This window comes from Pseudomonas sp. PB101, from assembly GCF_009764265.1.
In the GTDB taxonomy this organism is placed as follows: domain Bacteria; phylum Pseudomonadota; class Gammaproteobacteria; order Pseudomonadales; family Pseudomonadaceae; genus Aquipseudomonas.
In genome coordinates this window covers 1-13735 of sequence record NZ_RWIR01000078.1, presented here as the reverse complement: position 1 = coordinate 13735, position 13735 = coordinate 1, and the positions used below count along the sequence as shown (strand labels likewise).

Sequence of the window (13735 nt, the reverse complement as noted above, 5' to 3'; positions counted from 1 at the left end):
CATGTCCGCAATTGCCAGCCACAGCGTACGACTTGAGCTGTCTCCCCAGGTGGCGTGGGCCAAACTGCGCGACCTGAGCCTGGCCCCGCACTATGTGCCGGGGCTCACCGGTTGCCACTTTCACCCCGGCGCACACGAAGGCGTTGGCGCCAGTCGCCGAGTGCTGCGCAAGGGTGGCCAGTTCCTGGATGAAAGCGTGATGCAATGGCAGGAAGGCACCGGCTTCGAATTGCTTTTGCATAAAGGCACCAATGGCTCGCCCTTCCCGTTTCGCGAAGCCACGTTCAGCTACGCCTTGCAACCCGAAGGCAATGCGACCCGCATCACCCTGCAGATGCGCTACAGCCTGCGCGGTGGCAGGCTGTTTGAGAGGTTGTTGGCCAAGGCCTTCAACAAGGTCGTGCGGCAGATCACCGAGAACCTCAAGGCCTACTACGAAACCGGCCGGACGCAGAATCCGGATATGGCGTTGAGCACCTCCCGCATAGATGTCGCCTGACACACCGCCATCGCTGGCAAGCCCACAGGGAATCGGGTCGTCCGCAAATGCCAGGCTCACCACAAAAACTGTAGGAGCTGGCTTGCCGGCGATGAGGCCAGCACATCCAACATTGATGTTGCCTGACATGTCGCCATCGCTGGCAAGCCAGCTCCCACAGTGAATTGGGTCGTCCGCAAATTCCAGGCTCACCGCAAAAACTGTGGGAGCTGGCTTGCCGGCGATGAGGCCGGCACATTCAACATTGATGTTGCCTGACATGTCGCCATCGCTGGCAAGCCAGCTCCCACAGGTGCTTCAGGGACGCGCTACTTCCGAGTGAGCGGTAAAGCAGGTGGCGATGATCTTCCATTGGCCGGCGATGCGCTGGTAACGGTCCTGATAGAACCCGCCCAGCTGCCGCGTCGCCCCGCTCTCGCCATCCACATTGAAATACCACAGGGCCCAACGGCCCTGGGCCTGATCCTCGCTCAGCACTTCGATTTCCGGGTTGGCGCCGTGATGCAGGTCGATCACCCGCGCATGGCAGGCCAGTTCGCGGTACAGCGCGACAAAACTGTCGCGCTCGCGAAAGATCCCCAGCGGCCCGTAATCGATCAGCACTTCACCTTCGGCGAAGCAATCGGCAATCACCTCGACCTGCTTGAGGTCGCAGGCATTGAGGTAGCGATGCTTGAGCTGGCGGATGTCCTCCAGCGCTTCCAGGCGGGCGACCCGCTGCTCCAGATTCATGCTGCACCTCGCGCCGTCACGTTGACTTCACTCCAGAAGGCTTTCATCGAACGGATCTTGCCGTCGGCATCGAACTCCATCACATCGATCACGTGCAGCGAGCAGGGCTGCCCGCCCCACTCCATGTCGACCCGGAACGGCATCGCGCCGCAACCGTTGAGCGTCGCGCGCACCGGGCCGGTTTGGGTGGCGCAGACGTTCATCGCCCCCAACCCTTCACGGTAGAAACGCGCGATAGCGTCGATGCCCTGCAACGGCGCCTGGCCGACCGGGTCTTCCACGGTAGCGTTACTGGCGTAGAGCGCGAGAATGCCGTCGATGTCGCCGGCATCCACCAGCTCGACATAACGCGCCATGGTCGCCTGAATCTGCTGTGCGCTGATCATTCAGACCACCTCGAACAGGGCTGCCGCGCCCATGCCGCCACCGATGCACATGCTCACCACCACATAACGCAGACCGCGGCGCTGGCCTTCGATCAATGCGTGGCCGACCATCCGCGCCCCGGACATGCCGAACGGATGGCCGATGGAAATCGCCCCGCCGTTGACGTTCAGACGCTCGGCCGGAATGCCCAGGGTGTCGCGGCAGTACAGCACCTGACAGGCGAACGCTTCGTTCAACTCCCACAGGCCGATATGATCCATGGTCAGGCCGTGGCGCTTGAGCAGCTTGGGAATGGCGTAGATCGGGCCGATGCCCATCTCGTCGGAGTTGCAGCCGGCGACCGCCATGCCGCGATAAATGCCCAGCGGTTCCAGGCCACGTTTCTCGGCCATTTTCGCGCTCATCAACACTGACGCCGACGCACCGTCGGACAACTGCGAGGCATTGCCGGCAGTGATGAAACGCCCCTTTTCGCTCCACTGACCGCCCGGCCATACCGGCTCCAGCGCCTTCAGGCTCTCGAGGGTGGTGTCGATGCGGTTGCACTCGTCGCGCAGCAAGGTGAGAGTTTCATAACTGGTTTCACCGGTGGCCTTGTCGAACAGTGCCTTGCGGCTGGCCAGCGGTGCGAGCTCACGGTCGAAGCGCCCGGCGCTCTGGGCTTGTGCGGTACGCAGCTGGCTCTGGTAGCTGTATTCGTCCTGCTCGTCGCGGGAGATGCCATAACGCGCGGAGACGATCTCGGCGGTTTCGATCATCGGGATGTAAGCGTGCGGATCGAGGTCGAGCACCAGGCTGGACTGGTTGCGATACAGGTTTTTGTGCTTGTTCTGCACCAGGGAAATCGACTCCAGGCCACCGGCCACGGCGATGTCGATTTCGTCGCACATGATGCCTTTGGCGGCCATGGCGATGCTCATCAGGCCCGACGAGCACTGGCGCTCGACGGCCATCCCGGCGACGGAAGTCGGCAAGCCACCGGCAATCGCGCACAGGCGCCCCAGGTTATACGACTGGGTGCCCTGCTGCGCCGCGGCGCCGATGATCACGTCGTCCACTTCTCCCGGCTCGATGCCGGCACGACGCACGGCTTCGCGCACCACGTGGCCGCCCAGTTGTGGGGCTTCGGTGTCGTTGAAGGCTCCGCGAAAGGCCTTGCCGATCGGAGTACGGGCGGTCGAAACGATGACGGCTTCTTTCATGCTCAATTCCTCGAAAATTCTGCTGACAGGCTTAGGCTGGGTAGTAACGGCTGATGGTGTCGACCACACAGCCTGGACGTTCCTCGCCGTCGATTTCGACGCTGACGCGAATGGTCACCTGCACGCCGCCCTTCACTTCCTCGACCGCAGTCAATTGCGCACTGCCGCGCACCCGCGAACCGACGCGCACCACCGAAGGGAAGCGCACCCGCTCGCAGCCGTAATTGACGCCCATGGCCAGGCCACGGACCTCGACGATCTGCGGCAAGAACAGGTTCACCAGTGACAGGCTCAGATAGCCGTGGGCAATGCAGGCGCCAAACGGACCGCTGGCGGCCTTGACCGGATCGACGTGAATCCACTGGTGATCACCGGTGGCGTCGGCAAACAGATTGATTCGGGCCTGATCCAGCAGCAGCCAGTCGCTGACACCGAGCGCCTGCCCCACGGCGTCGAACAAGGCCATCGGCGTATCGAAAATACGTGGCATGGTCACGCCCTCTGGCTGGACACCGACAACACTTCGCCGGTCATGTAGGAGCTGTAGTCGCTGGCCAGGAACATCATCACGTTGGCCACTTCCCAGACTTCGGCGGCGCGGCCGAACGCTTCGTTGGCGGCGAGTTGATCGAGCACCGCCTGGGGCGCGGATTTGCGCAGGAAATCGTGCAGGGCAATGCTCGGGCTGACCGCGTTGATGCGGATGCCGTAGTCGGCGGCCTCGACCGCTGCACAGCGGGTCAGCGCCATCACGCCGGCCTTGGCGGCGGCGTAGTGCGCCTGTTCTTTCTGCGCACGCCAGCCCAGCACCGAAGCGTTGTTGACGATCACCCCGGCACGCCGCTCCATCATTTTCGGCAGCATGGCGCGGGTCATGCGCATGGTGCCGGTGAGCGTCACGTCGATGACCCGATTCCACTCTTCGTCGGCCATGTCCACCAGCAGGCGCGAGCCGCCGAGACCGGCGTTGTTGATCAACACATCGACCCCTTGCAGGTCGCGCTCGGCGCAGGCAATCAGGTTTTGCACCTGGGCTTCGTCGGCGACGTTGCAGACCTGGCCGAAGACCTGTTGCAGCCCGGTGGTTTCGCGGATTTTCAGCACCGCTTCGGCCAGCCGGCCTTCGTGGATATCGCTGATCATCAGCGCGCAGCAACCTTCTTCGGCGGCGCGCACGGCGGCGGAAAAACCGATCCCGGCGCCGGCGGCGGCGGTGATCAGCACCGACTTGCCGCGCAGCAGGCCGCGACCTTCAACATATTGAGGTACAGACATGAACTCTCTCCTTTCAGGCGCGCGGACGCGGCTCTTTGGGCATGCCCAGGGCACGCTCGGCGATGATGTTGCGCTGGATTTCGTTGCTGCCGCCGTACAGGGTGTCGGCGCGGCTGAACAGGTACAGCGACTGCAAACGGGTCAACTGGTAAGGCGCGGCTTCGAGCAGTTCCGCCTCGGCGCCAAGCACGTCCATCGCCAACTTGCCGAGGCTGGCGTGCCAGGTCGACCAGAACAGCTTGTAGATGGTCGCCTCTTTGCGCAGCGAACCGTCCTGGCTACCCGAGAGCATGCGCAACGAGTTGTAGCGCATGATCCGCAGCCCGCTCCAGGCTTCGGCCAGGCGCTGACGCAGGATCGGATCGCGGTCGGCGCCGTTGGCCTTGGCAATGGCGATGATTTCGTTGAGTTCGTTCTGAAACTGCATCTGCTGGCCGAGGGTCGACACGCCCCGCTCGAAACCCAGCAGCGCCATGGCGATCTTCCAGCCATCGCCCGGCGCGCCGATGATGTTGGCGGCGTCGGTGCGGGCATCGTCGAAGAACACTTCGTTGAATTCCGAGGTGCCGGTCAGTTGCTCGATCGGTCGCACGCTGATTTCAGCCTGGGCCATCGGCACCAGCAGGAACGACAGGCCGCGATGGCCGACGCTGCCCGGTTCGGTGCGGGCGATGACAAAACACCAGTCCGATTCGTGGGCCAGGGAGGTCCAGACTTTCTGGCCATTGATAATCCAACTGCCGGTGGCTTCATCCAGCGTTGCGCGGGTCTTGACGTTGGCCAGGTCGGAACCGGCGCCCGGCTCTGAATAGCCCTGGCACCAGAACGACGTACCGCTGACGATCCCCGGCAAAAAGCGCTGTTGCTGCTCGACCGTGCCGAACGCGGCAATGGTCGGCCCGGCCAGGCCTTCGCCGATGTGGCCCATGCGACCGGGGCCGCCAACGCGGGCATACTCTTCGTGGAAGATCACTTGCCGGGTGATCGACAGGCCACGCCCGCCATGCTCCAGCGCCCAGCCGACACAAGTCCAGCCACCCTCGGCGAGTTTGCGCTCCCAGGCTTTGCGCTCTTCGGGAAACATGTGCTCGTCGCCCGGACCGCCGCGAAAACGCAAGGCTTCGAATTCGCCGCAGAGGTTGGCGCTCATCCAGTCGGCGACTTCCTGGCGGAAGCGTTCGTCTTGCTCGCTGAAACTGATTTTCATGGCTGCTCTCCCAGAATCACCGAAGCAATGCGCTCGCGATGCCAGGCCGGTAGCCCGAGGAAGCTCTCGCTGGCGCGGGCGCGCTTGAAGTAGAGGTGCGGGTCGTATTCCCAGGTGAAACCGACACCGCCGTGCAACTGGATGGATTCGGAGGCGCAGTGGAAATAGGTTTCCGAGCACTGCGCCTTGGCCAGCGCCGCCGCCAGCGGCAGTTCGGCCGCGACCTGCGGATCGCCCTGCGGGTCGAGGACTTCCTGGGCCACGCACGCGGCGTAGTAACTGGCCGAACGCGCACACTCGACTTGCAGCATCATGTCGGCGGCGCGGTGCTTGAGGGCCTGGAAGCTGGCAATCGGACGGCCGAATTGCTGGCGTTCCTGCATGTAGGCCACGCTGAGGTCGAGCACCTGTTGCGCGCCGCCGGTCTGCTCGGCAGCCAGGCCGATGCAGGCCAGTTGCAGGACCCGCTCGAGGTGCGGCCAACCACTGCCGAATTCTCCCAGCAGGCAGTCGGCTTCAAGGTACAGGCCCTTGAGCTGGATCCGCGCCTGGCGTCGGGTCTGGTCCATGGTCGGCAGCATCTGCCGCTCGATGCCGGCCCGCTCGGCGCTGACGGCAAACAGGCTGATGCCGGTTTCACCGGTCGAGCCGGGTTGCCGCGCGGCAATGATCAACAGGTCAGCACCCTGCCCGTCGAGCACATGCTTGAGGGAGCCGTCGAGGACAAAACCGTCACCCTCCGCCACCACCGTTGCCTGGACGTCGTCGGCGGACCAGCCATTGGCACTGCTGAACGCCAGGGTCGCGGTCACGCTGCCGTCGGCGATCGACGGCAACCAGCGCTGCTTCTGCTCATCATTGGCCGCCAGCAATAGCGCGGGCGTGGCCATGCAGGCGGTGGCAAAAAACGGCGAGCACAGCAAACGCCGGCCCATCTGCTCCAGCAGGATCGTCAGCTCGACATAGCCGAGGCCCAGACCGCCGTAGGTTTCGGGGATATGAATGGCCGGCCAGTACATTTCCTGGCACAACCGCTGCCAGAGGGCTTCGTCGAACCCCCGTTCGCTGACCATTGCCGCGCGCACGGCGGCAGAATCCGAGACATCGGCGAGGAATCCCTCGGCCGATGCGCGGATCATTTCCTGTTCGTCGCTGAATGCAAACTCCATCGCGGCGCCTTCTGCTCGTTTGGCGGGGCGCGCGTGGCGCAACACCCCTTTGAGCATGAAGTCTGGCGCCGCCCGGGCGCGGCAGAATCGTTAGCCTTGCCTAGTCCGAACGGGCGATGTCAAAGTGCGTCTACGCAAGTGAAAAACATGAATCGGCTAAGGACGCAGAACATGAGCACCGAGCAAGAGACGACGTTCGACGAGCCGCGGCTCAACAGCACGGAAATCCGCATTCTGGGGTCGTTGATCGAGAAACAGGCCACCAGCCCGGAAACCTATCCCCTGACCCTCAATGCCCTGGTGATCGCCTGCAACCAGAAAACCAGCCGCGAGCCGGTGATGAACCTGACGCCGGGCCAGGTCGGCCAGAGCCTGCGCGCCCTCGAAGGACGCGGTTTCGCCAGGCTGGTGATGGGCAGCCGCGCCGACCGCTGGGAGCACAAGGTCGACAAGGCGCTGGAACTGGTGCCGGCGCAGGTGATCCTGACCGGGCTGATGTTCCTGCGCGGCCCGCAGACCGTCAATGAACTGCTGACCCGCAGCGGCCGCATGCATGAATTCGAAGACGCCGAACAGGTGGTGCATCAACTCGAACGCCTGATTGCCCGGGGTCTGGCGGTGCTGATTCCACGTCAGGCCGGCCAGCGCGAAGACCGTTATACCCACGCTTTGGGTGATCCGGCGGATATCGAGGCGATCATGGCGGCCCGAGGGAACCCTTCCGAGCGCGGCAGCAGCGGGGTTTCGGTGGAACGGATCGAAGAGCTCGAAGCACGGATTGCGGCGCTGGAAGAGCGCTTGGCGCGGCTTGAATAAAGTGATCCGCCATTTACTTTGGTGTTGGATGTACTGTCGACATCGCGAGCAAGCTCGCTCCCACAGGGTTTTATGGCGTTCACAAATGCCATGTACCTTTACAAATTACTGTGGGAGCGAGCTTGCTCGCGATAGCGGTTTGTAAGGCACCTTGTAATGCGTGCTACTCACCATCCCAGTAATCCACCCCATCCGCCTGCCGGGCCACCGCAACAAAGCCTGACGCGTTACCCTCGGCATCCACCTTGAAGTCATCCATCACCGCATACTTGCCGGAATCCGGGTACTCGCAGATCTGCGGTGACTGCTGGGTGCTGACGGCCAGGTAGCGCAACTCGCCGTGACTGGATGCATGGACACCTCCTAGCTGCGGGCAAACTCGACGGCCTTGTGGAATTGCTCATCCGTCGGCCGCACACCGGTATAGAGCACAAATTGCTCCAGCGCCTGGATCGCGATCACTTCCAGCCCGGTGATGACCCGCTTGCCTTCGGCACGAGCTCGCACGATCAGTGGCGTTTCCGAGGGAATCGCCACCACATCGAACACGGTTTGCGCTTTTTCGATCACGTCAGGTTCAAAGGCCAGTTGCCCGGCCTCCGCTCCGCCCGTCATGCCGATCGGGGTGACGTTGACCAGCATCTGCGGGCGACGATTGCCCAGCTCCGCCTGCCATTCATACCCCAGCGACTGCGCCAGCGCCTGCCCGGCGCGTTCGTTGCGGGCGACGATCAGGCCGTTTTCATAGCCGCCATCGCGCAAGGCGCTCGCCACGGCCTTGGCCATGCCACCGCTGCCGCGCAGGGCAAAGGTCGAATCCCTGGGCACCTGGTGTTTTTCCAGCAACTGGGCAACGGCGATGTAATCGGTGTTGTAGGCCTTGAGATGGCCGTCGGTGTTGACGATGGTGTTGATCGATTGAATCGCGGCGGCCGAAGCATCGAGTTCGTCCACCAGGGCAATGCAGGCTTCCTTGAACGGCATCGACACGCCACAGCCACGGATGCGCAGCGCGCGAATGCCGGCAACGGCGCCCGTCAGGTCCTGGCTGGCAAAGGCCTTGTAGTAAAAATTCAGGCCAAGCTGTTCATACAGATGATTGTGAAAACGCAGGCCAAAGTTCCCCGGACGCCCTGAAAGGGACATGCACAACTGGGTGTCTTTGTTGGGGTTCATCTGCATGGGCAAGCTCCTTCGAATGCACTTTTCGGATGGACGGGATTAGCCCCCCATCGGGTTCTGATCGATCATATAAGCCTGATTACACGGGCTTACACGGCTCGGTAAGAAAGTCGGTACAGACCTTACACAAAATTTACCCAACGGCCGTGCCGATTTTCAAAAAAACGCTGTCTTAGAAGTAACCCCGCGACAATCCCTGGGTCTATTGCAGGCACAGGCGCCGGGCTGAAGAACCGAGGAACTATCATGATCCGTAAAATCCCCACAGTAGCCTTGCTGATCGGCGCCCTCGCTATCGCAGGACAGGCGCAAGCCCATGGTGGTGGCAATTACTGGCAGGGCCCGGCGGTGTTTGGCGCAATCGTCGGTACGGCCATTGTCGGCTCGGCTCTGATCAACGCCAACCGCCCGGTCTATGTCGCACCGCAACCGGTGTACGCAGCACCGCCTCCGGTTTATTACGCACCGCCGCCTCCGGTTTACTACCAGCCGGCCCCGGTCTACGTGCAACAACCGATCTACTACCGTCCGGCCCCGGTCTACTACGGACCACCCCGTGGTTACTACGGCCCGCCACGCGGCTACTACGGCCCACCACACGGTCGCTGGTAACGAACCCATCAAGCCCCGCTGAATCAGCGGGGCTTTTTTGTCCGTCACGGATTCCCGAAAACCTGTAGGAGCCGGCTTGCCGGCGATGGTCGTTAACGAAAACGCGTCTAAACCGGATAAACGCGGCGCACTTGAGTCCATCGCCAGCAAGCCGGCTCCTACAGGTTTTGCGTGTTTCGACCAGGACGCGGTCCCTTGTAGGAGCTGGCTTGCCAGCGATGGTCGTCAACGATAACGCGTGTAAACAGGATAAACGCGGCGCGTTTGAGTCCATCGCCAGCAAGCCGGCTCCTACAGGGATCGCATGAAGAGCCTTTTTCATGCCCGTCTGTCGACGCAGGTCTGGATAAATCTCGTCAAGGTCGCTATCGGGACAGTGCACGCGGCGAAAGCGGGCAAGATGGACTCGACCGGTTTTCTGCCGTGCGGCATCAAGCGGTCATATTTTTGTCATGACAGATGCCCAAGCTCGGTGCTGTCCGTCGAAAACAGGTTGATAACAACAAGGACGACCACATGCCAACGCAAAACCCGCACCGCATCGTCGGTCTGTGCACCTCCAGCAAGGTGTACAACGCACTGACCGAACTCAAGCACCTGGAAGGCCATCGCAGCGCCAAGTTTCTTTCGCTGCTCACGCAAAACCTGGTGCGCAAGGGCCTGCTCAACGAGCAGGAAGTGGTTCATATGCTCGATCAGGTGGTCAGCTGACCGACCAACGGTCGTTTGCCCCCGCTGGCATTAATGACCACTATTGAAAACGTTGATTACCCCTCAAGGTACCCGGACCTTACAGTAGCTCCACAGATTGATGGAGGTACTTGTCATGTCCCAGGTTCAGATCATGTCCGTTATCGGCAGCGCCGTCCCCGCACAGCTCAGAGAGCTGGGCATGCTCGCCTGCTGGTATCTGGTGCAGGACGGCGTGCAGATCAGCGGCCCGCTCACTTCGCTGCCCGCAGCAAAGGAGCTGTCGCAACGCATCGGCACCGGGCAGTCCGGCAGGCTCAGCGCCTAAGGCAGCTGCACCCGCGGTTTGGTTTCAATGAAAATGGCCCAGCTCGACATGAACAAGGCCGCGATCAACGGGCCGATGACAAAGCCGTTCAGGCCGAAAATCGCCAGGCCACCGAGGGTCGAGATCAGGATCATGTAGTCCGGCATCCTGGTGTCCTTGCCCACCAGCAATGGCCTGAGCAGGTTGTCCACCAGCCCGATCACGAAGACCCCGAACAACACCAGCACTACACCCTGCCAGATCGCCCCGGTGAGCAGGAAAAACACCGCCACCGGCACCCAGACGATCCCCGCCCCCACCGCCGGCAGCAGCGACAGAAACGCCATCAACACCGCCCAGAGCAACACGCTGTGGATGTCCAGAAACCAGAAAATCAGGCCACCCAGCGCGCCCTGGGTGATCGCCACCACCAGGTTGCCTTTCACCGTGGCCCGTACCACACGATTGAACTTGAGCTGCAAACGGCGCTTCTGCTGCTCCTGCAATGGCACCGCCTGGCGCACCTTGCGCGCCAGCTCCGCACCGTCGCGCAGGAAGAAAAACAGCAGGTACAGCATGATGAAAAAACTGACGACGAACTCGAAGGTGCCCTGGCCGAAAATGAAGGCCTGCGCCGCCAGCTCCTGACCGCCGGTCATCGCGCTTTTGACGATTTTCTCTCGCAGCCCATTCAACTCGCCCATGCCGAAACGATCCAGCAGATGCTGGAAATACGGCGGCAGGCTGTGCTTGAACTGCGACACGTACCCGGCAATGTCGAGTTCGCCGCTCTCGATGCTTTTGTAGAGCGTCGCGCCTTCCTGAACCAGCAAGGCGCTGATGATGATCACCGGCAGAATCGCAATCACCAGGCAAATGCTCAACGTGCACAGCGACGTGAGGTTGCGTTGCCAGCCAAACTTCAGTTGCAACCGGGTCTGCAGCGGCGCAAAGAGGATGCCGAGGATCACCGCCCAGAACACCGCGCCGTAAAACGGCAGCAGGATCCAGATGAAGGCGGCGCTCACCAGCACCAGCAAAACCGTCAGCGATCTGTCTTGCAGGGTCGTTTCTTTCATGTCCGGTCCATGCCAGCGAGGACGAAAAACTTCCGCCTTGATGTTTAGTCCGCTACGGCTCGCGCGAGTGCCATCGCTTTGTTGAACTATCATGGATTCAGGTCAATAAACCTCGCCACCGAAGGTTTACCCTGCGCGGCTTTTGCGACCGACACCGCCATGCCCCCCAGCGCGCCAGAACTGCTCGCCCCCACCGGCACCCTGAAAAACATGCGTTATGCCTTCGCCTACGGCGGCCCGGGGGTCAAATACACACAAAAACCTGTGGGAGCGAGCTTGCTCCCACAGGTTTCCCACAGGTTCTGCGTCAGGCAAACTCTTCGCGCAGCATCGCCACGAACGCCTCACGCGCCGGGTGCACCCCGGCGTTTTCGTGCCAGTAGAACAGGCTCTCGATGGCCGTCAGTTCGGGAAACTCGAACGCCACGCACCCGGCGCCCTTGGCGTATTGATCGAACACCCCTTTCGTCACCAGCGCCACGCCGGCCCCGGCGCTGACGCAACCGACAATCGCGCCATAGCTGGCCAGGCTGACAATCGGCAGTGCCAATCCGTTGCGCCATAACCAGTGCTCCATCGCCGCCCGGTACGGACAGCCCTGGGGCCAAAGGAACACGGTCTTGTCATGCAGGTCCGTCACGTCGCGCAGCGGCCCGAGGGAAGTCGAGGCGATCAGCAGCAACTCTTCGCGGTACATCGGCGTGCGCTTGAGGTGCGAACGCTCGACGTCGACCGCGACGATTGCACCGTCGAGCTTGTGATTGAGCGTGTCGTCGAGCAACTGGGCCCAGGTGCCGGTGGTCAGCTCCAGCGCGACCTGCGGGAAACGCTTGTGGAATTTCGCCAGCAGGCGCGGCAAGCGCCCGGTGGCCGACGACTCGATGGCGCCGATGCGCAACGCGCCGGACGGTTCGGAGCCTGGATCAACCGCGCGCTTGGCTTCGGCGGTGAGTGCAAGAATTTTCGAAGCGTAGGCCAGGAAGGTCTGCCCGGACGGGCTGATGCGCAGCCCGCGGCCCTCACGCAGAAACAGCGCGACGCCGAGTTCGGCCTCCAGGGCCTTGATCCGCGCGGTGATGTTCGACGGCACGCAATGCAACAGCTCGGCCGCGCGGGCGATGCTGCCGACCTCGGCCACGGTCTTGAACATGCGAATCTGTGCCAGCTCCATACATCACCCATAGTGAACGATAAGCACAGTATAAGTCAGTTGTGGTGAACGGTACGCTTTCTGATACTCGCTGCATCCGCCCACAGGTGCACGACCATGACGCCGCTCACGCCCTCCCCCGTTTCACCCTGGAAAATCATCCTGGCCATGGCGTTTGTCGTGGCGTGCTGGGGTTATTCCCCGACCGGTATCCATATCGGCCTGCTGGCCTACGACCCTGTGCACCTGGCGCTCCTGCGCTTCCTCCTGGCTTCGCTGTTCATGGCCGTGATCGCAGCATTCAAAGGCATACGCCTGCCGAGCCTGCGCGATCTGCCACTGATGCTCGGCCTGGGTTTCTTCGCGGTGAGCCTGCACCACGTGGCGATCAACTTCGGACAACAGGGTGTCAGCGCTGGCGCTTCGAGCGTCCTGGCCCAGACCACACCATTGTTCAGCACGCTGATCGCGCGCTTCGTGCTCAAGGATCAGGTGAGCCTGTGGCGCTGGGGTTGCGTGCTGCTCGGGTTGTTCGGCGTGGTGATTGTGGTGGCGGGCGATCATGGCCTGGGCAGCATCGACGCCCACGGCTTGCTGATCCTGCTGGCGGCGGTGTCCTGGAGTCTCTACTTCGCCCTGCAAAAACATCACACCGGGCGATACGACGGGCTGACGCTGGTGTGTTACACGGTGTGGTCCGGGACGGCGCTGTTGCTGGTTTTCCTGCCCGGCCTGGTGGACCAGATCGCCCAGGCGCCGCTGCGCGTGCAGCTCGCCGTGTTCACCCTGGGTGTATTCCCCAGTGCCCTGGCGTACCTGGCCTGGGCCTATGTGCTGGCGCACGTCGATTTGAGCCGGGCGACGATGACCCTGTACCTGACGCCGCCGACGGCAATGGTCATAGCGTCCTGCGCGCTCGGCGAGCGGCCGACGCTGATGATCGTGGTCGGCGGGCTGGTGGTGCTGGCGAGTGTGCTGGCGTTGAATCTGGAGCGGCGGATTGTGGTTGTTCAGGCTGTCAGGGTCTGATTCAGGTTTTTCGCTGTCAGGTCTGGCGCTATCGCGGGCAAGCCCGCGATGAACGATAACGCGGTATCCCTGACCATCAACTGGGCGAAAAGCGGTCGCGGCTATTGGTCAGGTGCAACCACATCGCCGCCCGCGCCACATCCGGGTCCTCCCACAGGGTTTTAGGGTTGCCGCAGTTCTTGAGTACAGCCGCAGAACCTGTGGGAGCGCGGCTTGCCCGCGATGAACGATAACGCGGTATCACTGACCCTCAACTGGGCGCAAACCGATCACGGCTGTTGGTCAGGTGCAACCACATCGCCGCCCGCGCCGCATCCGGGTCCTCCCACAGGGTTTTAGGGTTGCCGCAGTTCTTGAGTACAGCCGCAGAACCTGTGGGAGCGCGGCTTGCCCGCGATG

Annotated in this window: 16 protein-coding genes and 4 pseudogenes; 7 read left to right on the top strand and 13 right to left on the bottom strand. The window is 62.4% G+C overall.

Features of this window, described 5'->3' with window-relative positions:
- Position 1 precedes the first annotated feature (1 nt).
- Positions 2-499 (top strand): SRPBCC family protein, encoded by a 498-nt coding sequence (locus tag EI969_RS24055; RefSeq protein WP_160389968.1) that lies wholly within the window; start codon positions 2-4, stop codon positions 497-499.
- A gap of 297 nt (positions 500-796) precedes the next feature.
- On the opposite strand, the gene EI969_RS24050 is transcribed toward EI969_RS24055, so the two are convergent.
- The 7 genes from EI969_RS24050 to EI969_RS24020 are packed head-to-tail and all read right to left on the bottom strand — an operon-like array spanning position 797 to position 6471.
- Positions 797-1231 (bottom strand): nuclear transport factor 2 family protein, encoded by a 435-nt coding sequence (locus tag EI969_RS24050; RefSeq protein WP_160389967.1) that lies wholly within the window; start codon positions 1229-1231, stop codon positions 797-799.
- Positions 1228-1617, bottom strand: a complete 390-nt coding sequence (locus tag EI969_RS24045; protein ID WP_160389966.1) for a steroid Delta-isomerase — start codon at positions 1615-1617, stop codon at positions 1228-1230. Before EI969_RS24045 ends, EI969_RS24050 begins: the two co-directional genes overlap by 4 nt.
- On the bottom strand, positions 1618-2820 hold the full coding sequence (locus EI969_RS24040) for an acetyl-CoA C-acyltransferase (RefSeq protein ID WP_160389965.1): 1203 nt from the start codon (positions 2818-2820) through the stop codon (positions 1618-1620).
- 31 nt (positions 2821-2851) lie between these two features.
- Positions 2852-3310, bottom strand: a complete 459-nt coding sequence (locus EI969_RS24035; protein WP_160389964.1) for a MaoC family dehydratase — start codon at positions 3308-3310, stop codon at positions 2852-2854.
- Between the two features lie 2 nt (positions 3311-3312).
- Complete coding sequence (locus EI969_RS24030) at positions 3313-4095, bottom strand: SDR family oxidoreductase (protein WP_160389963.1); 783 nt, start codon at positions 4093-4095, stop codon at positions 3313-3315.
- Between the two features lie 13 nt (positions 4096-4108).
- Complete coding sequence (locus EI969_RS24025; protein WP_160389962.1) at positions 4109-5302, bottom strand: acyl-CoA dehydrogenase family protein; 1194 nt, start codon at positions 5300-5302, stop codon at positions 4109-4111.
- Positions 5299-6471, bottom strand: a complete 1173-nt coding sequence (locus EI969_RS24020; RefSeq protein WP_160389961.1) for an acyl-CoA dehydrogenase family protein — start codon at positions 6469-6471, stop codon at positions 5299-5301. Before EI969_RS24020 ends, EI969_RS24025 begins: the two co-directional genes overlap by 4 nt.
- 171 nt (positions 6472-6642) lie before the next feature.
- On the opposite strand from EI969_RS24020, the gene EI969_RS24015 reads away from it, so the two are divergent.
- Positions 6643-7287 carry a YceH family protein gene (locus EI969_RS24015; RefSeq protein ID WP_150715873.1) on the top strand — a complete coding sequence of 215 codons (645 nt, stop codon included), beginning with the start codon at positions 6643-6645 and terminating at the stop codon, positions 7285-7287.
- A gap of 163 nt (positions 7288-7450) precedes the next feature.
- On the opposite strand, the pseudogene EI969_RS24010 reads toward EI969_RS24015, so the two are convergent.
- Both EI969_RS24010 and EI969_RS24005 read right to left on the bottom strand, forming a co-directional pair.
- Positions 7451-7636: pseudogene (locus EI969_RS24010) on the bottom strand (cupin); the annotation flags it as partial.
- 14 nt (positions 7637-7650) lie between these two features.
- Entirely contained in the window at positions 7651-8469 is an 819-nt protein-coding gene (locus tag EI969_RS24005; protein WP_160389960.1) for a shikimate 5-dehydrogenase, read from the bottom strand.
- A gap of 246 nt (positions 8470-8715) precedes the next feature.
- On the opposite strand from EI969_RS24005, the gene EI969_RS24000 reads away from it, so the two are divergent.
- The 3 genes from EI969_RS24000 (at position 8716) to EI969_RS23990 (ending at position 10099) form a co-directional block, all read left to right on the top strand.
- Complete coding sequence (locus tag EI969_RS24000; protein WP_160389959.1) at positions 8716-9081, top strand: hypothetical protein; 366 nt, start codon at positions 8716-8718, stop codon at positions 9079-9081.
- A 516-nt stretch (positions 9082-9597) separates the two neighbouring features.
- A complete protein-coding gene (locus EI969_RS23995) occupies positions 9598-9792 on the top strand; it encodes a hypothetical protein (protein ID WP_007988042.1) in 195 nt (64 codons plus the stop codon).
- Positions 9793-9907: 115 nt separating this feature from the next.
- Positions 9908-10099: a hypothetical protein gene (locus EI969_RS23990; RefSeq protein WP_150715869.1), complete on the top strand. Its 192-nt coding sequence runs from the start codon at positions 9908-9910 to the stop codon at positions 10097-10099.
- Here EI969_RS23990 and EI969_RS23985 read toward each other — a convergent pair.
- Positions 10096-11157 (bottom strand): AI-2E family transporter, encoded by a 1062-nt coding sequence (locus EI969_RS23985; protein WP_160389958.1) that lies wholly within the window; start codon positions 11155-11157, stop codon positions 10096-10098. The two genes, EI969_RS23990 and EI969_RS23985, sit on opposite strands and share 4 nt — an antisense overlap.
- Before the next feature lie 159 nt (positions 11158-11316).
- On the opposite strand from EI969_RS23985, the pseudogene EI969_RS31075 reads away from it, so the two are divergent.
- A pseudogene (locus EI969_RS31075) lies at positions 11317-11421 on the top strand (hypothetical protein); the annotation flags it as partial.
- A gap of 43 nt (positions 11422-11464) precedes the next feature.
- Here EI969_RS31075 and EI969_RS23980 read toward each other — a convergent pair.
- Positions 11465-12328 carry a LysR family transcriptional regulator gene (locus tag EI969_RS23980; RefSeq protein ID WP_160389957.1) on the bottom strand — a complete coding sequence of 288 codons (864 nt, stop codon included), beginning with the start codon at positions 12326-12328 and terminating at the stop codon, positions 11465-11467.
- 96 nt (positions 12329-12424) lie between these two features.
- Between EI969_RS23980 and EI969_RS23975 the strand changes: the two genes are divergently transcribed.
- Positions 12425-13336, top strand: coding sequence for a DMT family transporter (locus tag EI969_RS23975; protein WP_160389956.1), 912 nt, complete (start codon positions 12425-12427; stop codon positions 13334-13336).
- A gap of 76 nt (positions 13337-13412) precedes the next feature.
- Here the strand turns inward: EI969_RS23975 and EI969_RS30670 are convergent.
- Positions 13413-13487: pseudogene (locus EI969_RS30670) on the bottom strand (GntR family transcriptional regulator); the annotation flags it as partial.
- Positions 13488-13586: 99 nt separating this feature from the next.
- Positions 13587-13661 (bottom strand): annotated as a pseudogene (locus EI969_RS30665) (GntR family transcriptional regulator); the annotation flags it as partial.
- Positions 13662-13735: the final 74 nt, after the last annotated feature.